Genomic DNA, 25,423 nt, shown 5'->3' on the forward strand with positions numbered 1-25,423 from the left:
TTCCTGCGTTCTGCCGGGCTCCGGGCGGGAATCCGGTGGATTCCCGCCCAGCCCTTCGGGGCTCCATAGGGGTGTCGGGGGCTCGCCCCCGACAGCTGATCGTCGGTGTCCGGCCCGGCGCCTAGCCGACCGCACCTTCCATCTGCAGCTCGATCAGCCGGTTGAGCTCCAGCGCGTACTCCATCGGCAGCTCCTTGGCGATCGGCTCGACGAAGCCGCGCACGATCATCGCCATGGCCTCGTCCTCGGACATGCCGCGCTGCATCAGGTAGAAGAGCTGGTCGTCGGAGACCTTGGAGACGGTCGCCTCGTGGCCCATCGTGACGTCGTCCTCGCGGACGTCCACGTACGGGTACGTGTCCGAGCGGGAGATCGTGTCGACCAGGAGGGCGTCGCAGAGCACGTTGGACTTGGAGTTCTCCGCGCCCTCGCCGATCTCGATCAGGCCGCGGTACGACGTACGGCCGCCGCCTCGCGCCACCGACTTGGAGACGATGTTGGACGAGGTGTTCGGCGCCATGTGGACCATCTTGGCGCCGGCGTCCTGGTGCTGGCCCTCGCCGGCGAAGGCGACGGACAGGGTCTCGCCCTTGGCGTGCTCGCCCATCAGGTAGATGGCCGGGTACTTCATGGTCACCTTGGAGCCGATGTTGCCGTCGACCCACTCCATCGTGGCGCCCTCGTAGGCGACCGCGCGCTTGGTGACCAGGTTGTAGACGTTGTTCGACCAGTTCTGGATGGTCGTGTAGCGGCAGCGGGCGCCCTTCTTGACGATGATCTCGACGACCGCGGAGTGCAGCGAGTCCGACTGGTAGATCGGCGCGGTGCAGCCCTCGACGTAGTGGACGTAGGCGTCCTCGTCGACGATGATCAGCGTCCGCTCGAACTGGCCCATGTTCTCGGTGTTGATCCGGAAGTAGGCCTGCAGCGGAATCTCGACATGCACGCCCTTGGGGACGTAGATGAACGATCCGCCGGACCAGACGGCCGTGTTCAGCGAGGCGAACTTGTTGTCACCCGGGGGGATGACGGTGCCGAAGTACTCCTTGAAGAGCTCCGGGTGCTCCTTGAGCGCGGTGTCGGTGTCGAGGAAGATGACGCCCTGCTCCTCCAGGTCCTCGCGGATCTGGTGGTAGACGACCTCCGACTCGTACTGCGCGGCGACACCCGCGACCAGGCGCTGCTTCTCGGCCTCCGGGATGCCGAGCTTGTCGTACGTCGCCTTGATGTCCTCCGGCAGGTCCTCCCAGGACTGGGCCTGCTTCTCGGTGGAGCGGACGAAGTACTTGATGTTCTCGAAGTCGATGCCCGAGAGGTCGGAGCCCCAGGTGGGCATGGGCTTCTTGCCGAAGAGCTTCAGACCCTTGAGGCGGGTCTTGAGCATCCAGTCCGGCTCGTTCTTCTTGCCGGAGATGTCCCGGACGACGGCCTCGGACAAGCCGCGCTTCGCCGCGGCACCGGCCGCGTCGGAGTCGGCCCAGCCGTATTCGTACCGGCCGAGACCCTCGAGCTCGGGGTGTTCCGAGGTCGGTGTCTCTGTGGGCGCAGTCATGCGGGGTTCCTCCCGGCCTTGCTGGTGGTTGGTGGCATGTTTTGATCAGGTGCAGCGTGCTGGTGTGCGTCTTCCGGGTCTGCCTCGGACGGCATCTTCGGAATGAAGGTCGTGCAGACCCCGTCGCCATGGGCGATGGTGGCGAGACGCTGCACATGGGTGCCGAGCAGGCGGGAGAAGACCTCGGTCTCCGCCTCGCACAGCTGCGGGAATTGCTCGGCGGTATGCGCCACCGGGCAGTGGTGCTGGCAGAGCTGCTCACCGGAGGCTGTGGGCGCGCTGCGCGCTGTAGCAGCGTACCCGTCCTCGGTGAGGGCCTTGGCCAGGGCTTTCGCGCGCTCCTCCGGGGGTACGTGCTCCAGCCGCCTCGCATATCGCTCGGCGGCCTGCTGCACCCGGGCGCGGGCGAACGCGGCGACCGCCGCCTCGCCCATCTCGCCGCCCCCGGCGGCCTGCGCGATCCAGCGCAGGGCGTCGGCGGCCAGCTGGTCGTAGGCCTGGTCGAAGGCGTCCCGGCCGCAGTCGGTCAGGGCGAACACCTTCGCCGGGCGGCCACGCCCCCGGTTGCCGTACACCCGCCGCTCGCGCGGCTCGACGATGCCCTCCGCGAGGAGGGTGTCCAGATGCCGGCGGACGGCGGCCTGGGTCAGGCTCAGCCGCTGGGCGAGCTCGGCGGCGGTGGACGGGCCGTGGTCGAGGATCGACCGGGCGACGCGCTGCCGTGTGCCGTGCTCGGCGGACAGGGCAGGGCTGCTCGCCGACGGTGCCGTGGGCACCGCCGGAGTCTGCTCACCCTCGCCCAAAGTTTTCACAACGCCATTGTTGCGTAATTCGGCGCGCACGTTCAAGCCGGGATTCGATCACTCTGCGGTGGGGTGCATCACTAAGGGTCACCTAAGTAGAGCAGCCTCGTGTGCGCCCGCCGCCGCCACACCGGAAGATCAGGAAACCGGACCTGGCACCAGGGAGCCCAGAACACCGGACCTTTGCGAGGGGTGCATGGCAGATCACTCGCCCGACTCCGGCTCGGGCGCTTCCCGGCTGCTGCAGCAGCTGCGGTACCGGTTCGACAACACGATGTCCCGGGGCACACCGGCGCTGATCGGCTGGCTCACTCTCGTCTGCCTGATCATCGTCGTCCCTGCCAGTGCCGCCCTGGTGTGGGCGGACAAGCACACCCCCACGACCCTGGGCAACCAGCTCAAAGGGGTCTGGCAGAACGTCGGGGAGACCTTCGGCCTGGGCTCGGCCGTCGGCACGCCCGCCTATGTGCTGCTGTCCGTGCTGCTCGCCCTCGTGGCGCTGTTCTTCGCCTCGACGCTCGTCGGCCTGATCACCGCGGGTGTGCAGCGCAAGATCATGGATCTGCGTCAGGGCCGGTCCGTGGTCCTCGAGAAGCGGCACATCGTGGTGCTGGGCTGGTCCGGCCAGGTCTTCCCGATCGTGAGCGAGCTGACCGCGGCCGAGGCCAATCAACGCGGATCCGTCGTCGCCATCCTCGCCGACCGCGACAAGATCCAGATGGAGGAGGCCATCCGGACCCAGGTCCCGGACACCAAGGGCACCCGGATCATCTGCCGTACGGGGGACCCCGGCGACCCCGCCGTGATCCGCATGGTCAATCCGGAAACCGCCCGCGCGGTCATCGTGATCGCCCAGGGCGACCTGGAGCCGGCGGTCGCCGACGCCGAGGTCATCAGGACGCTGCTGGCGCTGAACAGCGGAGCAGGGCAGACCACGAACGCCCATGTCGTCGCTTCGGTCCGCGACCCGCGCAACCGGCGGGCCGCGGAGCTCGCGGCCGGCGAGCACGGCTGGGTGGTGAATCTCAACGACGCCGCCGCCCGGATCATCGTGCAGACCGCCCGGCAGCCGGGACTCTCACTCGTCTACGCCCGCATGCTGGAGTTCGCGGGCGACGAGTTCTACACCTTGGCCGAGCCGGCCCTGGTGGGCCGGCCCTTCGGCGAGGCACTGCTCGCCTACGACACCTCCTCGGTGCTGGGCCTGCTGCACGCCGACGGCTCAGTCGCGCTGAACCCGCCGTCCGACGCCGCGATCGCCGAGGACGACCTGCTCATCGTCGTCACCCGGGACGACGACACGGCCGTACTCGCCGAACAGCCCGCCGAGGTCGACGAAGGCGCCATCGTCGCTCCGCGGCCGCGCCCGGCCGTCCCCGAGCGCCTGCTGCTGCTCGGCTGGAACCAGCGGGCCCGCTCGGTCGTCGAGCTGCTCGCGGAGAGCGCCGCCGAGGGCTCGGCCATCGACATCGTGGCGCACGGCGACCGGGCCGCGGCCGAGTCCGCCCTGCTGCCGCCGTTCCCGGGCGTCGAGTGCCGCTTCCGCCCCGGCGAGACGTTCCGCCCCGAGGTACTCGCGGACCTGGACCTCGGCTCGTACGACAGCCTGATCGTGCTGGGCTACGACGTCGATGACGAGGCGGGCGCCAGTTCGCAGTCGCATCCGGACGTCGACACCCTCGTTACGCTGCTGCACCTGCGTGCGCTGGAGGCCGAGCTGGGGTGCGAGCTGCGCGTCGTCACGGAGATGGCCAAGGACAGCAACCGCGTACTCGCCCCGGTCACCGCGGGCGCCGACTTCATCGTGAGCGACAAGGTCATCAGCCAGCTGCTGGCCCAGATCTCCGAGAACCTCCACCTCGGGCCCCTCTTCCGCGAGCTCGGCAACGCCCAGGGCTGCGAGATCTATCTCAAGCCGGCCACCGACTACGTGGCACAGGACCGCGAAATCAGCTACGCCACGGCCGTCGAGTCGGCCCGGCGGCAGGGCGAATGTGCCCTCGGCTACCGGCTGAGCCAGGAGGCCGCGACCGCCCCGGACTTCGGCCTGCGCCTGAACCCGGACAAGCGGTCATCGGTGACGCTGAGCACGGGCGACTCGCTCGTCCTCGTCAGCCGGCAGTGACCGCCGCCGCGCTCCGGGCCCGAAGGCGGCAGGCCGCCGCGGACTCCTTAGACTCGCTCTCATGCAGCAGCACCCCCCGGCGGTCGAGGTAGCGGGCCTCGTGAAGCGCTACGGGACGAAGACCGCCGTCGACGGCCTGGACCTGACGGCCGCCCGCGGGGCGGTCACCGCGGTCCTCGGCCCCAACGGGGCCGGCAAGTCCACCACGATCGAGATCTGCGAGGGCTACCGGCCCGCCGACGCGGGCACGGTGCGCGTGCTCGGCCTGGATCCGGCGACGGACGGCGCGGCGCTGCGGCCGCGGATCGGCGTGATGCTGCAGAGCGGCGGCGTGTATCCGTCGGCGCGGGCGGAGGAAATGCTGCGGCACATGGCGCGGCTGCACGCCCGCCCGCTGGACGTGGGCCCGCTCATCGAGCGGCTGGGGCTGGAGAGCTGCGGGCGGACCCCGTACCGGCGGCTGTCGGGCGGCCAGCAGCAGCGGCTGGCGCTCGCGATGGCGGTGGTCGGGCGGCCCGAGCTGGTCTTCCTGGACGAGCCGACGGCCGGACTCGACCCGCAGGCGCGGCGCGCCACCTGGGACCTGATCAGGGAGCTGCGCACCGACGGCGTCTCGGTGCTGCTGACCACCCACCACATGGACGAGGCCGAACAGCTCGCGGACGAGGTCGCGATCATCGACGGCGGCCGGCTGGTCGCCCGCGGCACCCCGGAGGAGCTGTGCCGGGGCGGCGCGGAGAACACGATGCGCTTCAGCGGCCGGCCGGGCCTCGACCTGGCCTCGCTGCTCAAGGCGCTGCCCCCGGAGACCGCGGCGATCGAGCTGACCCCCGGCGCGTACCGGGTGGCGGGGACGATCGACCCGGAGCTGCTCGCCACGGTGACCACGTGGTGTGCGCAGAACGGGGTGCTCCCGGAGCAGATGACGGTGGAGCGGCGCACGCTCGAGGACGTATTCCTCGAGCTGACGGGGAAGGAGCTGCGGTCGTGAGCACGGACGCGAGTGCGGGGACGTTCGTACCGGCGCCGGGGGCCGCGTCCATGGCGCGGATGATCTGGGCGCAGGCGGGGCTCGAGACGCGGATGATGCTGCGGAACGGGGAGCAGCTGCTGCTCACGGTGATCATTCCGTCGGTGGTGCTGGCGCTGTTCAGCGCGGTGGATGTGATCGATACGGGCGCGGGCGAGCGGGTCGACTTCCTCGCGCCGGGGGCGCTGGCCCTCGCGGTGATGGCGACGTCCTTCACGGGCCAGGCCATCGGCACCGGCTTCGAGCGGCGGTACGGGGTGCTCAAGCGCCTCGGCGCGTCGCCGCTCCCCCGCTGGGGGCTGATGGCCGCGAAGACGCTGTCCGTGCTGGCGATCCAGGTGCTGCAGGTCGCCCTGCTGACGGTGATCGCGCTGGCGCTGGGCTGGTCCCCGCACGGCAATCCGCTCGCGGTGGTGCTGCTTCTGCTCGTCGGCACGGCGGCGTTCTCCGGCCTCGGCCTGCTGATGGCGGGGACCCTGCGCGCGGAGGCGACCCTGGCCGCGGCGAACCTGGTGTTCGTGCTGCTGCTCTTCGCCGGGGGCGTGGTGGTGCCGCTGTCGAAGTTCCCCGACGGCGTACGGGCGGTGCTCGAACTCACACCGATCGCGGCGTTGTCGGATGGGCTGCGGGATGTGCTTCAGCACGGGGCGGCGCTGCCGTGGGGGGCTGTGGGGATTCTCGCGGCTTGGGCTGTGGTCGGGCTGGCGGCCGCGGCCCGCTTCTTCCGGTGGGAGTGATTTCCCACCCGCCCGCCCGTTGCTGTCGCACGACCGCACCACGCCGGGGGGTGGTGCCTTGCGGCCTTCACCCGCCGCCTAAGCTATGCGGCGTGTTCAACCCTCTTGCCCTGATCGCCCGGCACTGGACGCCCTCGCCGAAGACCGTCCAGCGCGCCGCGCTCATCTCGCTCGCGATGAGCGTCCTCATCGTCATCACCGGCGGTGCCGTACGCCTCACCGGGTCGGGGCTCGGGTGTGACACCTGGCCGAAGTGCTCCGGGGAAAGCCTGACCCCCACCGGCGAGATGGGCATCCACGGCGCCATCGAGTTCGGCAACCGGATGATGACGTACGTGATCTCCGCCGCCGTCGGCTGGGCGATCATCTGCGTCCGCGCCGCCAAGCCCCGCCGCCGCCCGCTCACCCGCCTGGCCTGGGCGCAGTTCTGGCTGGTCATGAGCAACGCCGTCATCGGCGGCATCACGGTGCTGACCGCGCTCAACCCGTACAGCGTCGCCGGGCACTTCCTCGCCGCCAGCGGCCTCGTCACCGTCGCCTTCATCACCTGGCAGCGCGCCCGCGAGGGCGACGGCGGCCCCGACTGGCTGGTCGGCCAGATCGTGCGCAAGCTCGCCCGCGTCCTCGTCGGCCTCACCGCCGTCCTCGTCGCCGCCGGCACCGTCGTCACCGGCACCGGCAAACACGCGGGCGACTCCAGCGACGTCCCCCGGATGGGCTGGATCAGCTGGGAAAACGCCGCCCACGTGCACGCCTTCACCGCCTGGGCGGTGGTCGCGCTCACCATCGCCGTCTGGATCGCGATCAAGGTCATGGACGGCCCGCGCGGCCCGCTCAACGCCACCCGCGACCTCTTCCTCGTCCTGATGTCCCAGGCCGTGATCGGTTACGTGCAGTACTTCACCGACACCCCGGAGATCCTGGTCGCCGTGCACATGCTCGGCTCCACGCTGGTGTGGATCGCGGCGCTGCGGGTGCTGCTGTCGCTGCGCCACCGCCCGGCCGAGGAGACGGCGGAGATCCCCGCCCCCGCCCCGGCGGCCGGCGAGCCCGCCGGCTCAGTCGCGTAGCAGGAAGTCGTACACCGCCTTACGGCCCTCGTCGCTCTCCGCCCTGCTCTGGACGCTGTGCGCGGCGCCCTTCACCACCACGACCTCCGCGCGCGGCGTCAGCTTCTCCTGCTCATAGAGCCACTCCAGTGGGGTGGACAGATCGCGGTCGCCGCCGAGCAGCAGGACCGGCACCCCCGGCAGCTTCCGGTGCGCGGGCGGCCTCGGCGGTACGGGCTCGCGCGGCCACCACAGGCACTGCAGCAGCGAGCCGGTCCCCTGCGCCGTATCTGCGTCGTACGGGCCGTAGTCGCGCGCCGTCAGCCGCCCCGCCGCCGCGGCCAGCTTCGCCGCCCGGCCCTCGACCGGGGTGTCCGTCGAGCCCCACGGGAAGCGGCCGTCGAGGCAGAGCGTCGAGGCGTGCAGCCCCTGGCTGAGCTGCTCGGCGGGGGTGCTGTCCGAGCGCGTCTGCTCGATGAGGTCCTTCAGGTCCTCCGGCTCCCCCCGCGCCGCCTTGTGCAGCGCCGCGATCGCGCCCTCGTAGTCCGGGTCGAAGAACTCGTACGTGGTGAGCATGTCCAGCAGGTCGGCCCCGTTGTCGTACGTCCGCACCACCGTGCGCAGATCCGCCACCGGGTCGGTGCCGCAGTCTCCTTCTGGTTTGGCAGCCGCGCACGCCGTGCGCAGGACGCGCGCCGTCGCCCGCATCGGCGTCAGCCACATCGGGTCGTCGAACGTCTGCGGGACGACGGAGTCGAGGACCAGCCGGCGAACCTTGCCGCGGTGCGCGAGCGCATAGCGCTCGGCGGTGTAGGTGCCGTACGAGACGCCGTCCAGCGTCCACTTCCGCTCCCCCAGCGCCCGCCGCAGGAGGTCGAGGTCGGCGACCGTGTCGGCGGTGGCGTAGAAGCGGCGCCGGTCGCCGAGGGCGGCGGCACAGTCGGTGACGGCCTGCCGGGTGGGCGGGGTGAGGTCGGAGCTGCTCATCTCCTCCTGCAGTCGCGGGCACTGCAGCGCGCCACCGCCGGTGCCGCGCTGGTCGATCATCACCAGCTGGTAGTCGTCGAGTACGGGCCCCAGCTTCTCGCCCAGCCGCTTCACGAACGGCACGCCGGGCTGCCCGGGACCCCCGGTCAGCATCATCAGCACGCCCTTGGGCGCGTCCGCGTTGTCCGCCATGGCGACCTTGAGGCCGAGGGTGCCCGGGGTGCGGCCGCCGTGGTCGAGCGGGACCGGGAGCGTGGCGCAGGTGTAGCCGGGCAGGTCCTGGCAGGGCGCGCGGTCGGTGAGCGCCGGGCGGCCCTTGCCTGCCGAGCCGCCCGCCGAGCCGCCTGCCGTACCGTCGCGGGCGCCGTCCGAGGCGGCGGAGCAGGTGCCCGCCATGGTGAGCAGCGCCACCGCGGCGAGCGCGATCGCGCGTCGCGTCATCCGGTCCATGGGCCCCTCCGTCCCCCAATGCCCGGCGCAGGCACCGTCTCCCGCGCCGGGCAGGCTCCTCTCGCCCGCCCCGACCCCCGTGCCGGACGGGCGAGTCGTCGCGGAGGAACAGCCTGGGTGCCGGCACCCCGGAGGGATTGCTTCCGTGCGAGGATTCGAGCACATTCGAAGGCTCACAGGGGTGCGCCGATGCTCCAACTCACCGTGGACGCCACCGGATTGGCGCAGTCCCGCTTCGCGGTCTCACCGCTGCACGAGGTCGCCGCCACCCTGCTCCCGTGGGGCGTGCGCCCGCCGCCCGGCGCCGCCCCCTGGCTCGCCCGCGCCCGGCGGGTGCTGCGGCACGAGCGGCTGCCGCTGCTGGCGGCGTGCGCACTGGAGGACGGCGGTTACGTGCCCGACTTCCTCAGCCCGTACCCGGCGGGTCCCGCGCCCACGATCGACGAGGAGCTGGCGATCGTCCGCGCCACGCCGCCGCACCGGATCGCGGCGGAGCTGCGGGTGGTGCGCGACGGCAAGCCGTGCGTCGGCCTTGAGGGCCGGGGCGGCGCGCTGCCGCCGGCGCTGCGCGAGGCGCTGTTACGGGACGGGGCGGAGGTCGCAGAGCAGGCCGCCGCGGAGCTCCGCCGCTACTGGGACCTCGCCTTCGCCGACCACTGGCCGCGGGCGAAGGCGGCGCTGGACGCGGAGGTCGACCGCTGCGCGCACACCCTGGCGCGGCAGGGCGCGGCCGCGCTCTTCGCGGAGCTGCACCCGGGCGTGCGCTGGCGCGACGGCACGCTGGAGATCGCCAGCCGCTTCTCCGGCGCCCTCACGGTGCCCCACGTCGTGCTGGTCCCGTCCCTGCTGGCGGAACGCCCCGCCGTGGCCGTGGACCAGCTGGCAGGCGCCGCCCTCCCCCCGATCCTCAACTACCCGGCCCGCGCAGCCACCCGCCCCACCCCGGGCACCGAGCCCCTGGCCGACCTCCTGGGCCCCACCAGAGCCGCCCTCCTGACAGCCCTGGACCACCCGTCCTCGACCACAGCCCTGTCCACCACCCATTTCCTGAGCCCGGCCACGGTGTCGTACCACCTGGGCGTCCTCCTACGGGCAGGCCTGGTGACGCGAACCCGCTCCGGCCGCACCGTCCTGTACCGCCGCACACCGGAGGGCTCCCGCCTAGCCCGCTGACCCTGCCCCGCCCCCGCGCAGCCCGTACACCCGCCGCGCCGTGCCCGCCCCCACCGCCGCGCACATCCGCTCCGCGTCCCGCGCCGAGCACAGCCCCGCGGCCGGCCACTCGTCCGCGACCCGGGCCAGCGCCGCCGCGAAGCCGTGCGCGGCGACCACGTACAGCTCGGGCAGCGCCCGCGCGCCGGTCGAGAACAGCAGCTTCCCCGCGGGCGCGAGCCGCAGCGGCTCGGCCGGCTCGGGCCCCGCGTCGGCGTAAACGTGCGCGTGCACGGCCGCCCGTCGCGCCGCCGCCGCGTGCTGCGGCGATCGCGGGCCGGGGATCAGCACCAGGTCCGTACCGAGCCCTTCGGTGCGGTCGATGAAGGCGTCCAGGTCGTACGGATCGCCCCCGTGCAGCTGCACCGGAAGGCCGGTCGCCAGCGCCGCCCACAGCAGGTGCCGCACCAGCGCCGGCGCGAGCGTGCCCCGCTGCAGCAGCTGCGACGCCGCGTGCCGCACCTCCACCGAGCCCGGCTCGCGGGCGCATTCGGCGGGGGCGGCGGCGTCGACGGCGTAGGCGGTGCCGTTCTGCCCTGCGGAGTAGACCGCCTCCGCGGTGTTGCGCAGGAAGGAGGCCACCGAGCCCGACGTCTTGGCCACCTGCCGGGCCAGCGACTCCAGCCGCACGATCTCGTGCACCACCCGCCCCCCGGCCGGACGGTCCCCGACCGGCCGCAGCCCGGCCCCCGGATCCCCGTCCACGAGATACGTGCCGATCCCCGCCCCCCGCAGCAGCGCCCGGGTGGCGGTATAGCCGCCCAGCTCCCGCCGCCGGGCGAGATACAGCGCCGGGCTGCAGTGCGGGTCCAGGCCGAGCAGCGGCGGGCACCAGCGCCGCAGCGCCCGCCCCAGCGGCCCGTCGAAGTGGGTGACGCCCGCGGGCGGCCGGCCGCGGGCACCGGCGGCGGCGCCCAGCAGCGTCTCGAAGGTGCCGATCCCGAGCTCGCCTTCGACGCCCGCGGGCGCGGCCGCGCCGTGGCTGTGGTGGTCTACGAGCTCGGTCACGCCCTGTCTAACGGCAGAACGGTGGCTCAGTTCTTATTACAGCTGAATGCCCGCCATGCGCCGCCACTCGTACGGCCCCGTGCGCACGTCCGCAGCCATCTCGCCGTCGAAGTCGTCCTGCACGGTCACGCCCTGCGCCGCCGCCAGCGCCGCCTTGGCGGTGTCGACGTCCGGCGCCACCTGGTCGCCCCACTCCCCGTCCTCGCCGACCAGCGAGATCCGGGCGCCCATCTGCCCCAGGTACGCGACCTGGGCCCGGGCGGAGCCGCCGTGCGCGCGCACGAAGGCGTCGATGTTCTTCGTCAGATGGTCTGTCTTCATACGCCGAATGCTACCCGTCGGTAATCAGCGAAGGAACGGATCGACCGCCACGGCCATGAACAAGATCGTCACGTACGTGATCGACCAGTGGAACAGCCGCATCTCCTTGAGCTTCGCCCCGGTCACCCCGGCCCGCGCCCGGGAGCGCAGCCCATGCGCTTCCTTGAGCCACCAGCCACCCGCGACGGCGGCGACCACCGGATAGAAGACACCCGTATAGCCCAACGGCCACAGCGCCAGCGAGACCACGACCATCACCCAGCTGTAGATGACGATCTGCTTGGCCACGACCTGGTTCGTCGCGATCACCGGCAGCATCGGGACGCCGACCCGCTCGTAGTCGTCCTTGACCTTCATCGACAGCGGCCAGTAGTGCGGCGGCGTCCAGAAGAACATCACCAGGAACAGCACAACGGCCGCCCAGGACATCGAGTTGGTGACCGCCGACCAGCCGATGAAGACCGGCATACAGCCCGCGATGCCGCCCCAGACGATGTTCTGGGACGTCCTCCGCTTCAGCAGCATCGTGTAGACCACGACGTAAAAGAGGTTCGCGCCCAGCGCCAGCAGCGCGGACAGCGGGTTCACCAGCACCCAGAACCACGCGGTCGAGACCGCCGTCAGCGTCAGCCCGAAGACCAGGCCCTCACGCGGACTGACGATGCCGGTCACCAGCGGGCGCTGCTCCGTACGGTGCATGAGCGCGTCGATGTCGCGGTCGAGGTACATGTTCAGGGCATTCGCACCACCGGCGGACAGATAGCCGCCGATACAGGTCGCCAGGACCAGCCAAAGGTCCGGAACCCCTTGCGCGGCAAGGAACATCACCGGCACGGTGGTGATCAGGAGCAGCTCGATGATGCGCGGCTTCGTCAGCGCGACGAATGCCTTCAGACGGGCGCGGAACGGCCATTGCGCGGGATTGCTGTTTCCGAGCACCCCGGCTGGTCGGGAATCGACGGCCGTCAAGAGACACCCCTGCTCACGCTCAACCATTGCTGATACGTCGCAACTGTAGACGGCCGCGCTGCGGACTCCTCCTCGGGGGTGGTTCGTGTCCTTCCGTAGGCCCAAGAGGAGCCCACGCGGAGCCCACGCGGAGCCCCCAAGCAGCCCTCGGGAGGCAGAAGCGGCCCGGCCCCGTCAGTCTGGTGGTGAGCGGGATAGGCTCGAAGCGTGTCCGGTGTGCATGCATACACCGGTTTCACCGGTTTTCAACATGTTGTGTGTGAGAGGAGCCCTGACCGAGGGTGAGTAACCAGCCGACCACCTCCAGCCTTGAGTGGACCGATCTGGACGACCGGGCCGTCGATACCGTTCGCGTCCTGGCCATGGATGCCGTGCAGAAGGTCGGCAACGGCCACCCCGGCACGGCCATGAGCCTCGCCCCGGCCGCCTACCTGCTCTTCCAGAAGCTGATGCGGCATGACCCGTCCGACGCCGACTGGGTCGGCCGCGACCGCTTCGTGCTCTCGGCGGGCCACTCCAGCCTGACCCTTTACATCCAGCTCTACCTGTCCGGTTACGGCCTTGAGCTGGACGACCTGAAGGCGTTCCGCACGTGGGGCTCCCTGACCCCGGGCCACCCGGAGTACGGGCACACCACCGGCGTCGAGACCACCACGGGCCCGCTGGGCCAGGGCGTCGCCAATGCCGTCGGCATGGCGATGGCTTCGCGCTACGAGCGCGGCCTCTACGACCCGGAGGCGCCCGAGGGCGCCTCTCCGTTCGACCACACCATCTGGGCGATCGCCGGCGACGGCTGCCTCCAGGAGGGCATCTCCTCCGAGGCCTCCTCGCTGGCCGGGCACCAGAAGCTCGGCAATCTGGTGCTGCTGTGGGACGACAATCACATCTCCATCGAGGGCGACACCGAGGCGGCCGTCTCCGAGGACACCTGCAAGCGTTACGAGGCCTACGGCTGGCACGTGCAGCGGGTGCAGCCGAAGGAGAACGGCGACCTGGACCACGCGGCGCTCTTCGAGGCCATGAAGGCCGCCCAGGCCGTCACCGACCGGCCGTCCTTCATCGCCGCCCGCTCGATCATCGCCTGGCCGGCCCCCAACGCGCAGAACACCGAGGCCGCCCACGGCTCGGCGCTCGGCGACGAGGAGGTCGCGGCCACCAAGCGCGTCCTCGGCTTCGACCCGGAGAAGACCTTCGAGGTCTCCGACGAGGTCCTCGCCCACGCCCGCGAGGTCGGCGAGCGCGGCAAGGAGGCCCGTAAGGCCTGGGAGGAGACCTTCCAGGCGTGGCGGGCGGCCAACCCGCAGCGGGCCGCCGAGTTCGACCGCATCGAGGCCAATGAGCTCCCGGAGGGCTGGGAGAAGGCGCTGCCGTCCTTCGAGGCCGGCAAGTCCGTCGCCACCCGCAAGGCCTCCGGCGAGGTGCTGAAGGCCCTCGGCCCGGTCGTCCCCGAGCTGTGGGGCGGCTCCGCCGACCTGGCAGGGTCGAACAACACGACCTTCGCGAACACGTCGTTCCTCCCGGACGGCAATCCGCTGCCGGGCGCCGACAAGTACGGCCGCACCATCCACTTCGGCATCCGCGAGCACGCCATGGCCGCGGCCATGAACGGCATCACGCTGCACGGCCACACCCGCGTGTACGGCGGCACCTTCCTGGTGTTCTCCGACTACATGCGCAACGCCGTCCGGCTGAGCGCCCTCATGCACCTGCCGGTCACGTACGTCTGGACGCACGACTCCATCGGCCTCGGCGAGGACGGCCCGACCCACCAGCCGGTCGAGCACCTCCCGTCGCTGCGCGCCATCCCGGGCCTCAATGTCGTACGGCCCGCGGACGCCAACGAGACGGTCATCGTCTGGCGCGAGATCCTGCGCCGGCACACCAAGGTCTACGGCAAGGGCGCCCCGCACGGGCTCGCCCTCACCCGCCAGGGCGTGCCGACGTACGAGGCGAACGAGGACGCCGTCAAGGGCGGCTACACGCTCTTCGAGGCCGAGGGCGGCGAGCCGCAGGTCGTGCTCATCGGCACCGGCTCCGAGGTGCAGCTGGCCGTCGGGGCGCGCGAGCAGCTGCAGGCGGCCGGGGTGCCCACCCGGGTCGTGTCGATGCCGTGCGTGGAGTGGTTCGAGGAGCAGCCGCAGGAGTACAAGGACTCCGTACTGCCCCCGTCCGTAAAGGCGCGCGTTGCGGTCGAGGCCGCGGTCGGCCTCACCTGGTACCGCTATGTGGGAGACGCCGGGCGGATCGTCTCGCTGGAGCACTACGGCGCCTCCGCCGACTACAAGAAGCTGTACGAGGAGTTCGGCATCACCGCCGATGCCGTGGCCGAGGCCGCGCGGGAATCTCTCGCGGCCGCCGGGCGCTGACGCGTACGAATACAAAGATCTAAACAGGAGTGCTGACCCCATGACAGACGCACTGAAGCGCCTCTCCGACGAAGGCGTCGCGATCTGGCTGGACGACCTCTCGCGCAAGCGCATCACGTCCGGCAATCTCGCGGAACTCATCGACCAGTCCCACGTGGTCGGTGTCACCACCAACCCGTCCATCTTCCAGAAGGCCATCTCCTCCGGGGACGGCTATGAGGAGCAGCTCACCGACCTCGCCGCCCGCGGCGTCACGGTCGACGAGGCGCTGCGGATGATCACCACCGCGGACGTACGGGACGCGGCCGACATTCTCCGCCCGGTGTACGACGCCACCGACGGCGTCGACGGCCGGGTCTCCATCGAGGTCGACCCGCGGCTGGCGCACAAGACGCAGCCGACGGTCGCCGAGGCCAAGCAGCTGGCCTGGCTGGTGGACCGGCCGAACACGCTCATCAAGATCCCGGCCACCAAGGCGGGCCTCCCGGCGATCACCGAGGTGATCGGCAAGGGCATCAGCGTCAATGTGACCCTGATCTTCTCGCTGGAGCGCTACCGCGAGGTGATGGACGCCTACCTGGCCGGCCTGGAGAAGGCCAAGGCCAAGGGCCTGGACCTGTCGCAGATCCACTCGGTGGCGTCCTTCTTCGTCTCCCGCGTGGACACCATGGTCGACCCGCTGCTCGACAAGCTCGGCAGCGACGAGGCCAAGGAGCTGCGCGGCAAGGCCGCGATCGCCAACGCCCGCCTCGCCTACCAGGCGTACGAGGAGGTCTTCGGCTCCGACCGCTGGGCGGCGCTGGAGCGGGACGGCGCGAACAAGCAGCGCCCGCTGTGGGCGTCCACCGGCGTGAAGGACCCGGCGTACAAGAAGACGCTGTACGTCGACGACCTGGTCGCGCCGAACACGGTGAACACCATGCCGGAGGCGACCCTGGAGGCCACCGAGGACTCCGGCGAGATCACCGGCGACACGGTCCGCGGCACCTACGCCGAGGCCCAGCAGGTCCTCGACGCGCTCGGCAAGCTCGGCATCTCGTACGACGACGTCGTGCAGAAGCTGGAGGACGAGGGCGTGGAGAAGTTCGCGGACTCCTGGAACGACCTGGTGAAGTCCACTCAGGCCGCCCTGGACAAGCTCACCCCGAAGGGGGCGTAAGCAAGGTGCCACAGACCGGTGGTGACTCCCCGCAGGGGGCGAATCCGCTGCGTGACGCCCAGGACCGACGGCTCCCGCGCATCGCGGGGCCGTCGGGCCTGGTGATCTTCGGAGTCACCGGCGACCTCTCCCGCAAGAAGCTGATGCCCGCGGTCTACGACCTCGCCAACCGCGGGCTGCTGCCGCCGGGCTTCTCGCTCGTCGGCTTCGCCCGCCGCGACTGGGAGGACGAGGACTTCGCCCAGGTCGTGCACGACGCGGTCAAGGAGCACTCGCGCACCCCCTTCCGCGAGGAGGTGTGGCAGCAGCTGTCCGAGGGCTTCCGCTTCGTCCAGGGCGACTTCGACGACGACAAGGCCTTCGACACGCTCCGGCAGACCGTCGAGGACCTGAACAAGAAGCGCGGCACGGGCGGGAATTTCGCCTTCTACCTCTCGGTGCCCCCGAAGTTCTTCCCCAAGGTCGTGGAGCAGCTCAAGGAGCACAACCTCTCCTCCGACCCCGGCGGCGACGGCTGGCGGCGCGCGGTCATCGAGAAGCCCTTCGGCCATGACCTTCAGAGCGCGCAGGAGCTCAACGCGGTCGTGCACAAGGTCTTCGCGCCGCAAGAGGTCTTCCGCATCGACCACTACCTCGGCAAGGAGACGGTCCAGAACATCCTGGCGCTGCGCTTCGCGAACACCATGTTCGAGCCGCTGTGGAACCGGTCGTACGTGGACCACGTGCAGATCACCATGGCCGAGGACATCGGCATCGGCGGCCGGGCCGGCTATTACGACGGCATCGGCGCCGCCCGCGACGTCATCCAGAACCACCTCCTCCAGCTGCTCGCGCTGACCGCCATGGAGGAGCCCGCCTCCTTCGACGCGGACTCCCTCGTACGGGAGAAGATCAAGGTGCTGCAGTCGGTGCAGCTGCCCGAGGACCTCGGCAAGCACACCGTCTTCGGCCAGTACGCGGCCGGCTGGCAGGGCGGCGAGCAGGTCGTCGGCTATCTGCAGGAGGACGGCATCGACCCGAACTCCCGCACCGACACGTACGCGGCGATCCGGCTGAACGTCGACAACCGCCGCTGGGCGGGCGTCCCGTTCTATCTGCGTACGGGCAAGCGCCTCGGCCGCCGGGTCACCGAGATCGCGGTCGTCTTCCAGCGCGCCCCGCACCTGCCCTTCGACACCACCGACACCCAGGAGCTGGGCCAGAACGCGCTGGTCATCCGGGTGCAGCCGGACGAGGGCGTGACGGTGCGGTTCGGCTCGAAGGTGCCGGGCACCTCCATGGAGGTCCGGGACGTGACGATGGACTTCGCCTATGGCGAGTCCTTCACCGAGTCGTCCCCGGAGGCGTACGAGCGGCTCATCCTGGACGTGCTGCTCGGCGACGCGAACCTCTTCCCGCGGACGAAGGAGGTCGAGCTCTCCTGGGACGTCCTCGACCCCATCGAGAACTACTGGGCGACCGGGCCCAAGCCGGAGCCGTACACCTCCGGCACCTGGGGCCCGAAGGCCGCGGACGAGATGCTCGCACGAGACGGAAGGGTGTGGCGGCGGCCATGAACATCGACCTCACCGACACCACGTCGAGCAAGGTCAACTCGGCGCTGGTCAAGGCCCGCAGGGCGGCCGGCTCGCCGGCCGTCGGCATGGTGCTCACGCTGGTCATCGTGACGGACGAGGGCAATCACTACGACGCCCTCAAGGCCGCGAGCCAGGCCTCCAAGGAGCACCCGTCCCGCATCCTCGTCGTCATCAAGCGGCCGGGCCGCACCCCACGCGACCGGGCCACCGCCCGGCTCGACGCCGAGGTGCGGGTCGGCAGCGAGGCGGCAGCGGGCGAGACGATCCTGCTGCGGCTGCACGGCGAACTGGCGAACCACGCGCAGAGCGTGGTGCTGCCGCTGCTGCTCCCGGACGCCCCCGTGGTCGTCTGGTGGCCGGAGGACGCCCCCGACAACCCGTCCGAGGACCTCCTCGGCCAGCTGGCCGCGCGCCGCATCACCGACGCCTCGGCCGCCGAGGACCCGGTGGGTGCGCTCGACCACCGCGCGGACACGTACGCGCCGGGCGACACCGATCTCGCCTGGACCCGGATCACCCCGTGGCGCAGCGTGCTGGCCGCGGCGCTGGACCAGAAGCACTCGGCGATCAGCGGCGCGGTGGTGGAGGGCGAGGAGTACAACCCCTCGTCCGAGCTGCTGGCGCTGTGGCTCGCGGAGCGGCTCGAGGTGCCGGTGGAGCGGGATGTGTCATCGGGTCCCGGGATCACGGCCGTACGGCTGATGACCAAGGACGGCGTCATCTGCCTGGACCGCTCGGACGGCGTCCTGGCGGAGCTGGCGGTGCCCGGGCAGCCGGACCGGCATGTGGCGCTGCAGCGGCGCACGACGGCGGAGCTGATCGCGGAGGAGCTGCGGCGGCTGGACCCGGACGAGGCGTACGAGCAGGCGGTGTCCTTCGGGGTGCAGCGGCTGGCGGCGCAGGGGTCGGTGCCGAAGACGAGCGGGGATGGGGCGGTGGCCACGATGGTCGCGCCACCGGCACCTGCACCTGCACCTGCTGCTGCGCCTGCTCCGGCTCCGGTGAAGAAAGCCGCGGCCAAGAAGACGGCTCCGGCCAAGAAGGCAGCTGCCAAGAAGGCCGCCAAGAAGGCACCAGGCAAGGGCCCGGCCAAGTGACCATCGCACCGCAGATCGTGGTCCATCGCGACAAGGACCTGATGGCGCAGGCCGCGGCCGCCCGGCTGATCACGAAGATCGTGGACGCCCAGGCGGCCCGCGGCGTCGCGTCGGTGGTCCTCACGGGCGGGCGGAACGGCAATGGGCTCCTGGCAGCCCTCGCCGGCTCCCCCGCCCGCGACGCGGTGGACTGGCACCGGCTCGACCTCTGGTGGGGCGACGAGCGCTTCCTCCCCGAGGGCGACGCGGACCGCAATGCCACCCAGGCCCGCGACGCCCTGCTGGACGCGGTCCCGCTCGACCCGGCGCGGGTGCACGCAATGCCCGCGTCGGGCGGCGCGTACGGCAATGACGCGGACGCCGCCGCGGCGGCCTACGCGGCCGAACTCGCCGCGGCCGCCCGCCCGGAGGACCACGGCCCGGTCCCGTCCTTCGACGTCCTGCTGCTGGGGGTCGGCCCGGACACGCACGTGGCGTCGCTGTTCCCCGAGCACCCGGGCGTACGGGAAACCGAGCGCACGGTGGTCGGCGTCCACGGCGCCCCGAAGCCCCCGCCGACCCGGGTCTCGCTGACCCTCCCCGCGATCCGCGCGGCCAAGGAGGTCTGGCTCCTGGCGGCGGGCGAGGACAAGGCGAAGGCCGTCACGATCGCCCTGTCCGGCGCGGGCGAGATCCAGTCCCCGGCGGCGGGCGCCTACGGCCGCTCCCGCACCCTGTGGCTCCTGGACCGGGCGGCGGCCTCCGGCCTCCCGGCGCAGCTGTACCCGCCGGCGTCGGCGTAGCTGTTACTCATGGCGTAGCTGTTACTCATGGTGCGGCTGGTCTTCCTGATCGCACCATGAGTTCGGTGAAGGCCGTAAAGACCGCCGCCCCGGCGCTGGCCGCCGCATTGCTGCTGGCCGCCTGCGGTGGGTCCGACGAGGGCGGCAAGTCCGGCGAGATCAAAGGCGCCGGTGACGGCGAGAAGTCACCGTCCGCGACGCCGAGCGCCGAGCAGGACCCGAAGGCGCCGGAATTCGACTTCCCCCGCGACGTCAAGGTTCAGCTCGACAGCGCCACTCCGACCGACAAGGCCGCCGCCGCGGTGCTCCGCGACCACGGATACGCGGTCCAGTCCATCCAGCTCGCCTTCGCCAAGGGCAATCCCGAACTGCCGCTGCTCTACCGGTACGTCAAGGGCGACGCGCTGGTGGGCTGGAGCTCCGGGATCACGAAGTTCAAGAAGCAGGGCAAGACCATCACCGGCAAGGTGCTCAAGACGGAGCCGAGCCCGTCCGACTTCATCCAGCACGTCTCGACGATGAGCAAGGACAAGAACGGCGCCTGGAAGATGATTCGGGACGTCGACCGCGAGGAGTCCAAGACGTGCCGGCGATGAAGAAGCAGCGATGGGGGGGGTCGTGATCGCCTTCACGGCGGCCTCACTGATAGCGGCTCCCGCGGCATGGGCCGGGAGCGGAAGAGGCCAGGGCACTCCGAGCAGCGGGGACGGCAACCTCGGCTCGATGGTGGAGTACAACTAGAGCAACCCGGGCTCCGGCGGCACAACGATGGCCCCGCTGGGCGGCAACTGGGAACCGCCGGAGTGCTGGTACGAGCCGCGGAACGACCCGAAGGAAATGGAAGACTGGGTCTACGACAACTTCCACTCCGACCCGGCGGCCCGCGGCGCGGTGCCGAACGTTCTCGAGCAGAAATTCCACAAGGGCGACAAGGGCCTGTGGTGGAAGCTGGAGCACCGTGGGGAGTACGTGACCGACGGCTGCGCCCTCCCCACGTACACCTGGATCGGCGAGCAGGACCCGGTGCCGCCGGACACGCCGGCCATCGACCCGGAGATCCTGGCCGGGCTGGCGTACGACAAGACCAAGCTCCCGGCCCCGCCGCTCAAGCTCAGCCCGGACGCCGACCGCCAGGTCGTGAACCTGGAAACGCAGGCCGGCTTCGCGAAGGAGCTCGACCGGGTCTGGGTGACCGCCGCCCTCAACAACAAGGGCATCAACATCGCGGCCACCACCATCGCCACGCCGTCGAAGCTGCGCATCGAGGCGGGCACCAAGTACGCCGACCCGGCCGTCTGCGAGTGCGACCTGGTGAAGAAGGGCGGCGGCTACAAGTTCGACACGGCGGACGCCGGCTGCAACATCAAGTACCGCAGGTCCTCGCGGGACGAGCAGTACCAGCTGCAGGCCTCCCTGACCTGGGACGTGACCTGGACGGACTCCGCCGACCCGGACGACCCGCCGGAGCGTGAAGGAAGTCCAGACGATCACCAGGTAGCGCAGGCAGCACGAGAAATGCCCCCGCGGACTCGCACGAGTCCGCGGGGGCATTTCCTGTCTTCAGGAGCTGTGCTGCAGCGCCGGCTGCGTCTCCGCGGGGGTGACCGGGCCGGTCTTCCCCTTCGCCGCCGGAGCGTCCCCCGGAGCGGCCGCCGGGGCGTCCTCGGGAGCCGTATCCGGATCCGCGTTCAGCTCCACCAGCATCTCCTTGCTGAAGCCGAAGAAGTACGTGATCAGGAAGCCGCCGAGGTACCCGACCAGGAGCCCGCCCGCGTAAATCGCGATCGTGGCGCCCAGGCTGTGGTTGCCCTGGAGGAGCGGGAAGAGCGCCCAGCCGGACGGGCCGATCGCCGTCGAGCCGACCTTGTCGCCCATCATCGAGAACATCCCGACGAACCCGCCGCCCAGCGCGCCACCCGCGCACGCCGTGATGAACGGGCGGCCCAGCGGCAGCGAGACACCGTAGATCAGCGGCTCGCCGACGCCCAGGAACCCGGCCGGGAGGGCGGAGCGGATGGTCTTGCGGATGGACGCATTGCGCTTCAGCTTCAGGTAGACCGCGATCGCCGCGCCGACCTGGCCCGCGCCCGCCATCGCCAGGATCGGCAGCAGCACCGTGAAGCCCTGCTGCTCGATCAGGGTGGTGTGGATCGGGATCAGCGCCTGGTGCAGGCCCATCATCACCAGCGGCAGGAAGAAGCCGCCGAGCAGCAGGCCCGCGAAGGCGCCGCCGTTGTCCAGCAGCCAGTTCGCGGCGTGACCGATGCCGGTGGCGACCTCGCCGGCCACGAACATCAGGCCGAAGATGGTGACCAGGCCGGTCAGCAGCACCACGAGGGTCGGCGTGACCAGCACGTCCAGTGCCTCGGGCACGACGCGGCGGATGCGCTTTTCCAGGAACGCCGCCAGCGCCGCGGCGGCCAGCGCGCCGAGCACACCGCCCTGCCCCGGAGCGAGCTTCTCGCCGAAGACGGAGATGTTCTCGACGCCCGGGAAGACGATGATGGCCGCCACCGCACCGCCCAGGACCGGCGTGCCGCCGAACTCCTTGGCCGTATTGATGCCGACGAAGACCGCGATCAGCGACATGAAGCCCGACGCCATCGCCGCCAGCGCCGGGACCACTGACGGCAGCCAGCCGAGGTTGGTCAGCAGGCCGTTGAGGCCCGCGATGATGCCGCAGCCGATCAGGGCCGGGATCAGCGGCACGAAGATGTTCGCGATGCGGCGCAGGAAGAGCTTGAACGGGGTCGCGTTCTTCGCCTTGTTCGCCGCCCGCAGCTCGGCGCCCTGCGCGGCCAGCTCGTCGGCGGTGACGGCGTGCGCCGCCTCGGCGGCGGGCCGCTGCTCGTCGACCAGGGTCTGGAACTCCGGGGTCACCCGGGCGACCTTCCCCGGCCCGAGGACGATCTGGTACGTGTCGTCCTCGACGACTCCCATCACGTCGGGAAGCGCCTTGAGCGCCTCGTCCTGGACCAGCGAACGGTCACGGAGACCGAGCCGCAGCCGGGTCATGCAGTGCTCGACAGAGGTGACATTGCCGGCGCCTCCCACGAGGGGGAGGATCGCGACGGCGATGTCGCGGTTTGCATTGGTGCTCATGGCGGTGCCTGTTCTTGCTGGTGGTACGGGGACGTACGTACTGGTTAGGCGGCGCGGAGGGCGTCGCGAAGGTGGCCGTTGCTGTCGGTCAGGAGTCGGTCGGCGGTGGCGCCGTCGACGCCGCCGAGGATGGACAGGATGGCGTTCTTGACCTCGCCGCCGGTCGCGGCGAGCGCGGCCTCGATCTCGTCGTCCGGGGCGCCGGTGGCGAGGGCGACGATGCGGCGGGAGCGGGCCCGCAGCTTCTCGTTGGAGGCGCGGACGTCGACCATCAGGTTTCCGAAGGTCTTGCCCAGCCGGATCATGGTGAGGGTCGAGATCATGTTGAGCACGAGCTTCTGGGCCGTACCGGCCTTGAGGCGCGTGGAGCCGGTCAGCAGCTCGGGGCCGACGACGACCTCGATGCCGTGGTCAGCGGCCGCGGCGAGCTCGGAGCCGGCGTTGCAGGAGAGGCCGACGGTGAGCGCGCCGCGGCGGCGGCCCTCCTCGACGGCGCCGATCGCGTACGGGGTGCGGCCCGAGGCGGAGATGCCGACGACGACGTCATCCGCGCCCACGCCCAGCTCGTCCAGGTCTGCGGCGGCCAGCTCCTTGCTGTCCTCCGCGCCCTCGACGGCGGTCACCATGGCGGCGGGGCCACCGGCGATCTTGCCGACGACCTGCTCGGGGGTGGTGTTGAAGGTGGGCGGGCACTCGCTGGCGTCGAGGACGCCGAGCCGGCCGGCCGTACCGGCGCCGAGGTAGATCAGCCGGCCGCCGCGGGCCATCCGCTCGGCGGCGCCGTCGATGGCGGCCGCGATGTTGGGCAGCTGCTTCTCGACGGCGGCGGGGACGGTGGCGTCCTCGCGGTTCATCAGGCGGGCGATCTCCAGCGTCGGCAGCTGGTCGATCTCGGCGAGCTCGGGCCGGAACGCCTCGGTGGTCAGCGTCTCCAGCTGGGCGCGCAGGTCGTCAAAGTCCGACGGGGTGGCGGTGGTCATGTGCGGCGGCTCATTTCCGGTGGTGCTGTGCGGGGGTCGGGGGCGGTCGAGGGTCAGTGGGCCTCGGGTCGTACGCGCCGGTGCACCAGCGCCTCGTACGAGGCCGCCAGCGCGGGCGCCGCGCGGTCGTGGGTGCGCTGCGCGACGCCGGTGAACAGGCAGTCGACGACGAAGTGCTGGCTGGTGCGGCTGGACATCGCGGCGGGGCGCAGCTCGCTCTCGCGCGGCGCGGTGGTGGCGAGCACGAGGTCGGCGTGGTGCGTGACGGGGCTGCCGGGCCGGCTGGTGACGGCCACCGTGGTGGCGCCGCGGCGGGCGGCGATCCGCAGCGACTCGATGACCTCGCCGGTGGCGCCGGAGTGGGTGATGGCCACGGCGACGTCGTCGGGGTTGAGCTGCACGGCGGTGGTGACGGCGAGGTGGGTGTCGGTGTGGGCATGCGCGACCAGGCCGATGCGGAGGAGCTTCTGCGCCAGGTCCTGGCCTGCGAGGGCGGAGGCGCCGATGCCGTAGATGTCGACACGGCGGGCCCCGGCGAGGGCGGTGACGGCGGCGTCGAGCTGCGAGATGTCGAGCGCGGCGGCCGTATCGGCGAGGGTCTGCCGCTCGTCGGCGGCGAGCTTGGCGACCACGTCGGTGAGCGGATCGCCGACGGCGATGTCCGCGGTGACGGCGGGCGAGTCGCTGGCCTGCTGCTGGCCCGCATAGCCCGCCAGGGCGAGGCGGAAGGCGCGATAGCCGGTGTAACCCAGCTCGCGGACGGTGCGGACGACGGTGGCCTCGCTGGTGCCGGTACGCTCGGCGAGCTCGGTGACGGTCAGCAGCGCACACCCCGCGGGGTCCTCCGCCACGGCTTCGGCGACGCGCTGCAGGGAACGCGACATGGTGGGCGCGAGCGCCCGGATCCGGGCCGGTAGCGGGCCGCTGAAGGTTTCCGTCATCATTGAGGTCACACCTGAAACATATTTTCAAAGCCGCCCGCGAGCAATGTGGCTTTGGTCACGAATCGACCGGGACTTCCGCCCCGGCGCGACGCAGGATGACCAGCGCGGAGTCGTCGCCGGGCGGGCCGCCGGTGTGGCGGAGGACCTGCTGCCACAGGGTGGCGAGCACCAGCTGCGGCGGGTCTCCGGCGGGCAGCCCGGCGTAGCGCTCGGCGAGCGGGAAGAAGTGCCCGGCGGCGTCGCGCGCCTCCAGAATGCCGTCCGTGACCAGCAGCAGCTCGTCGCCGGGGGCGAGCCACGCGTCGGCGGGCCGGTCCGGCCCGGTGGCGTCCACGACGCCGAGTCCCAGCGGCGGATCGTGCTCTATGCACACCTCGCGTACGTCCCCTGCGGCAGCCCGCAGCAGCGGCGCCGGATGGCCGTAACTGAGCAGCTCGCAGCGCCCGTCGGCGGCGACGCCGACCAGCAGGACGGTGACGAAGTCCTCGGCGTCGCCCTCGCGTTGCAACGCCCGGTCGATGCGCTCGGCGATGCGGCACATCCGGGGCTCGTCGAAGGCTGCCTCGCGGAAGATGCCGAGGGTGGTGGCGGTGGCCCGGACGGCGGGCAGCCCCTTGCCGCGTACGTCCCCGATGATGGCCCGCACGCCCCACGGGGTGCCGAGCACGTCATAAAGGTCGCCGCCGATCAGCGCCTCCTCGGCGGCCGATACGTACCGGGCCGCGATCTCGACGGGCCGCACGAAGGCCGGCACCGGCCGGAGCAGCGCCCGCTGGGTGGCCTCCGCCACCTGCCGTACGTCGGCGAGCACCCGCTCGCGGCGTACCCGGTGGCGCTGCACGACGATGCCGATGACGGTGGCGCCGAAGACGGCGACCACGTGCGAGAGCACATGCTCGACGGAGTCGTAGTCCCACCAGCCGAGCAGCACCACCACCGCCAGGGCGAACACGCCCACCCCGATGATGGACCGGGCCCGGCCGTTGACGGCCACCAAAGCGGGGATGACGGCCACGACCGCCGAGATGGTGACGTCCTTGTCCATGGCCATGTCGATGGCGACGACAGCGGCGAGCAGCGCGAGCCCCAGGGCGACTTCACGCCGTCGGTTCCGTGTGGCAGGGGTGTCGGCACCGGGTTGCGGCATCCGGGTCGTGGGCATGCGACAAGGCT

The 25,423-nt window shown here is 71.3% G+C and carries 22 protein-coding genes; 12 read left to right on the top strand and 10 right to left on the bottom strand.

All coding sequences use genetic code 11. The features are described from left to right. Nucleotides 1–121: 121 nt before the first annotated feature. Nucleotides 122–1,552, bottom strand: coding sequence for a Fe-S cluster assembly protein SufB (gene sufB / locus ACNNMR_RS08750; RefSeq protein WP_419993963.1), 1,431 nt, complete (start codon nucleotides 1,550–1,552; stop codon nucleotides 122–124). Continuing rightward, nucleotides 1,549–2,328, bottom strand: coding sequence for a helix-turn-helix transcriptional regulator (locus ACNNMR_RS08755; RefSeq protein WP_419993964.1), 780 nt, complete (start codon nucleotides 2,326–2,328; stop codon nucleotides 1,549–1,551). The genes sufB and ACNNMR_RS08755 overlap by 4 nt, the downstream gene beginning before the upstream one ends. A 223-nt stretch (nucleotides 2,329–2,551) precedes the next feature. Between ACNNMR_RS08755 and ACNNMR_RS08760 the strand changes: the two genes are divergently transcribed. From ACNNMR_RS08760 to ACNNMR_RS08775, 4 genes are all read left to right on the top strand, one after another. Continuing rightward, nucleotides 2,552–4,480, top strand: coding sequence for a CASTOR/POLLUX-related putative ion channel (locus tag ACNNMR_RS08760; RefSeq protein WP_419993965.1), 1,929 nt, complete (start codon nucleotides 2,552–2,554; stop codon nucleotides 4,478–4,480). Between the two features lie 61 nt (nucleotides 4,481–4,541). After that, nucleotides 4,542–5,471 carry an ABC transporter ATP-binding protein gene (locus ACNNMR_RS08765; protein ID WP_419993966.1) on the top strand — a complete coding sequence of 310 codons (930 nt, stop codon included), beginning with the start codon at nucleotides 4,542–4,544 and terminating at the stop codon, nucleotides 5,469–5,471. Between the two features lie 50 nt (nucleotides 5,472–5,521). Continuing rightward, a complete protein-coding gene (locus tag ACNNMR_RS08770) occupies nucleotides 5,522–6,247 on the top strand; it encodes an ABC transporter permease (RefSeq protein WP_420000299.1) in 726 nt (241 codons plus the stop codon). 92 nt (nucleotides 6,248–6,339) lie between these two features. Further along, nucleotides 6,340–7,317: a COX15/CtaA family protein gene (locus ACNNMR_RS08775; RefSeq protein WP_419993967.1), complete on the top strand. Its 978-nt coding sequence runs from the start codon at nucleotides 6,340–6,342 to the stop codon at nucleotides 7,315–7,317. Here ACNNMR_RS08775 and ACNNMR_RS08780 read toward each other — a convergent pair. Then, nucleotides 7,306–8,733 carry an alpha/beta hydrolase gene (locus ACNNMR_RS08780; RefSeq protein WP_419993968.1) on the bottom strand — a complete coding sequence of 476 codons (1,428 nt, stop codon included), beginning with the start codon at nucleotides 8,731–8,733 and terminating at the stop codon, nucleotides 7,306–7,308. The two genes, ACNNMR_RS08775 and ACNNMR_RS08780, sit on opposite strands and share 12 nt — an antisense overlap. A gap of 189 nt (nucleotides 8,734–8,922) precedes the next feature. Here ACNNMR_RS08780 and ACNNMR_RS08785 point away from each other — a divergent pair, with 189 nt between their 5' ends. Continuing rightward, nucleotides 8,923–9,906: an ArsR/SmtB family transcription factor gene (locus ACNNMR_RS08785; protein WP_419993969.1), complete on the top strand. Its 984-nt coding sequence runs from the start codon at nucleotides 8,923–8,925 to the stop codon at nucleotides 9,904–9,906. Here the strand turns inward: ACNNMR_RS08785 and ACNNMR_RS08790 are convergent. The 3 genes from ACNNMR_RS08790 to ACNNMR_RS08800 are packed head-to-tail and all read right to left on the bottom strand — an operon-like array spanning nucleotide 9,895 to nucleotide 12,243. Continuing rightward, a complete protein-coding gene (locus ACNNMR_RS08790; RefSeq protein WP_419993970.1) occupies nucleotides 9,895–10,953 on the bottom strand; it encodes an amidohydrolase in 1,059 nt (352 codons plus the stop codon). The two genes, ACNNMR_RS08785 and ACNNMR_RS08790, sit on opposite strands and share 12 nt — an antisense overlap. A 36-nt stretch (nucleotides 10,954–10,989) precedes the next feature. Continuing rightward, a complete protein-coding gene (locus ACNNMR_RS08795) occupies nucleotides 10,990–11,274 on the bottom strand; it encodes a hypothetical protein (protein ID WP_419993971.1) in 285 nt (94 codons plus the stop codon). Between the two features lie 24 nt (nucleotides 11,275–11,298). Further along, a complete protein-coding gene (locus tag ACNNMR_RS08800; RefSeq protein ID WP_419993972.1) occupies nucleotides 11,299–12,243 on the bottom strand; it encodes a heme o synthase in 945 nt (314 codons plus the stop codon). Between the two features lie 281 nt (nucleotides 12,244–12,524). On the opposite strand from ACNNMR_RS08800, the gene tkt reads away from it, so the two are divergent. The 7 genes from tkt to ACNNMR_RS08835 are packed head-to-tail and all read left to right on the top strand — an operon-like array spanning nucleotide 12,525 to nucleotide 19,965. Beyond that, nucleotides 12,525–14,609, top strand: coding sequence for a transketolase (tkt, locus tag ACNNMR_RS08805; protein WP_419993973.1), 2,085 nt, complete (start codon nucleotides 12,525–12,527; stop codon nucleotides 14,607–14,609). Between the two features lie 40 nt (nucleotides 14,610–14,649). Further along, the gene (tal, locus tag ACNNMR_RS08810) at nucleotides 14,650–15,768 is read left to right on the top strand and encodes a transaldolase (protein WP_419993974.1); all 1,119 of its coding nucleotides are present in this window, start codon (nucleotides 14,650–14,652) and stop codon (nucleotides 15,766–15,768) included. Between the two features lie 5 nt (nucleotides 15,769–15,773). Then, on the top strand, nucleotides 15,774–17,324 hold the full coding sequence (gene zwf, locus ACNNMR_RS08815) for a glucose-6-phosphate dehydrogenase (protein WP_419993975.1): 1,551 nt from the start codon (nucleotides 15,774–15,776) through the stop codon (nucleotides 17,322–17,324). Continuing rightward, on the top strand, nucleotides 17,321–18,442 hold the full coding sequence (gene opcA / locus ACNNMR_RS08820) for a glucose-6-phosphate dehydrogenase assembly protein OpcA (protein WP_419993976.1): 1,122 nt from the start codon (nucleotides 17,321–17,323) through the stop codon (nucleotides 18,440–18,442). Before zwf ends, opcA begins: the two co-directional genes overlap by 4 nt. Further along, nucleotides 18,439–19,224 carry a 6-phosphogluconolactonase gene (gene pgl / locus ACNNMR_RS08825; RefSeq protein WP_419993977.1) on the top strand — a complete coding sequence of 262 codons (786 nt, stop codon included), beginning with the start codon at nucleotides 18,439–18,441 and terminating at the stop codon, nucleotides 19,222–19,224. Before opcA ends, pgl begins: the two co-directional genes overlap by 4 nt. A gap of 56 nt (nucleotides 19,225–19,280) precedes the next feature. Next, the gene (locus ACNNMR_RS08830) at nucleotides 19,281–19,820 is read left to right on the top strand and encodes a hypothetical protein (RefSeq protein WP_419993978.1); all 540 of its coding nucleotides are present in this window, start codon (nucleotides 19,281–19,283) and stop codon (nucleotides 19,818–19,820) included. 10 nt (nucleotides 19,821–19,830) lie between these two features. Next, on the top strand, nucleotides 19,831–19,965 hold the full coding sequence (locus tag ACNNMR_RS08835; protein ID WP_419993979.1) for a hypothetical protein: 135 nt from the start codon (nucleotides 19,831–19,833) through the stop codon (nucleotides 19,963–19,965). 819 nt (nucleotides 19,966–20,784) lie between these two features. Here ACNNMR_RS08835 and ACNNMR_RS08840 read toward each other — a convergent pair. The 4 genes from ACNNMR_RS08840 to ACNNMR_RS08855 are packed head-to-tail and all read right to left on the bottom strand — an operon-like array spanning nucleotide 20,785 to nucleotide 25,412. Beyond that, nucleotides 20,785–22,326 carry a PTS transporter subunit EIIC gene (locus ACNNMR_RS08840; RefSeq protein WP_419993980.1) on the bottom strand — a complete coding sequence of 514 codons (1,542 nt, stop codon included), beginning with the start codon at nucleotides 22,324–22,326 and terminating at the stop codon, nucleotides 20,785–20,787. Between the two features lie 44 nt (nucleotides 22,327–22,370). Continuing rightward, nucleotides 22,371–23,306, bottom strand: a complete 936-nt coding sequence (gene murQ / locus ACNNMR_RS08845; RefSeq protein WP_419993981.1) for an N-acetylmuramic acid 6-phosphate etherase — start codon at nucleotides 23,304–23,306, stop codon at nucleotides 22,371–22,373. A gap of 53 nt (nucleotides 23,307–23,359) precedes the next feature. Next, nucleotides 23,360–24,247, bottom strand: a complete 888-nt coding sequence (locus ACNNMR_RS08850; protein ID WP_420000300.1) for a MurR/RpiR family transcriptional regulator — start codon at nucleotides 24,245–24,247, stop codon at nucleotides 23,360–23,362. Nucleotides 24,248–24,305: 58 nt separating this feature from the next. Then, nucleotides 24,306–25,412, bottom strand: a complete 1,107-nt coding sequence (locus tag ACNNMR_RS08855; protein ID WP_419993982.1) for a PP2C family protein-serine/threonine phosphatase — start codon at nucleotides 25,410–25,412, stop codon at nucleotides 24,306–24,308. Nucleotides 25,413–25,423: the final 11 nt, after the last annotated feature.

This window comes from Streptomyces boninensis, from assembly GCF_048572725.1.
In the GTDB taxonomy this organism is placed as follows: Bacteria; Actinomycetota; Actinomycetes; order Streptomycetales; family Streptomycetaceae; genus Streptomyces; species Streptomyces boninensis.

What these genes read in the sequence shown, in the direction of transcription:
- ACNNMR_RS08785 (WP_419993969.1), top strand. Translation starts at nt 8,923, where the DNA reads ATGCTCCAACTCACCGTGGACGCCACCGGATTGGCGCAGTCCCGCTTC.
- ACNNMR_RS08760 (WP_419993965.1), top strand. Translation starts at nt 2,552, where the DNA reads ATGGCAGATCACTCGCCCGACTCCGGCTCGGGCGCTTCCCGGCTGCTG.
- ACNNMR_RS08780 (WP_419993968.1), bottom strand. Translation starts at nt 8,733, where the DNA reads ATGGACCGGATGACGCGACGCGCGATCGCGCTCGCCGCGGTGGCGCTG.
- opcA (WP_419993976.1), top strand. Translation starts at nt 17,321, where the DNA reads ATGAACATCGACCTCACCGACACCACGTCGAGCAAGGTCAACTCGGCG.
- ACNNMR_RS08835 (WP_419993979.1), top strand. Translation starts at nt 19,831, where the DNA reads ATGGGGGGGGTCGTGATCGCCTTCACGGCGGCCTCACTGATAGCGGCT.
- ACNNMR_RS08770 (WP_420000299.1), top strand. Translation starts at nt 5,522, where the DNA reads ATGGCGCGGATGATCTGGGCGCAGGCGGGGCTCGAGACGCGGATGATG.
- tal (WP_419993974.1), top strand. Translation starts at nt 14,650, where the DNA reads ATGACAGACGCACTGAAGCGCCTCTCCGACGAAGGCGTCGCGATCTGG.
- ACNNMR_RS08765 (WP_419993966.1), top strand. Translation starts at nt 4,542, where the DNA reads ATGCAGCAGCACCCCCCGGCGGTCGAGGTAGCGGGCCTCGTGAAGCGC.
- ACNNMR_RS08840 (WP_419993980.1), bottom strand. Translation starts at nt 22,326, where the DNA reads ATGAGCACCAATGCAAACCGCGACATCGCCGTCGCGATCCTCCCCCTC.
- ACNNMR_RS08850 (WP_420000300.1), bottom strand. Translation starts at nt 24,247, where the DNA reads ATGACGGAAACCTTCAGCGGCCCGCTACCGGCCCGGATCCGGGCGCTC.
- murQ (WP_419993981.1), bottom strand. Translation starts at nt 23,306, where the DNA reads ATGACCACCGCCACCCCGTCGGACTTTGACGACCTGCGCGCCCAGCTG.
- ACNNMR_RS08855 (WP_419993982.1), bottom strand. Translation starts at nt 25,412, where the DNA reads ATGCCCACGACCCGGATGCCGCAACCCGGTGCCGACACCCCTGCCACA.
- sufB (WP_419993963.1), bottom strand. Translation starts at nt 1,552, where the DNA reads ATGACTGCGCCCACAGAGACACCGACCTCGGAACACCCCGAGCTCGAG.
- ACNNMR_RS08830 (WP_419993978.1), top strand. Translation starts at nt 19,281, where the DNA reads ATGAGTTCGGTGAAGGCCGTAAAGACCGCCGCCCCGGCGCTGGCCGCC.
- ACNNMR_RS08795 (WP_419993971.1), bottom strand. Translation starts at nt 11,274, where the DNA reads ATGAAGACAGACCATCTGACGAAGAACATCGACGCCTTCGTGCGCGCG.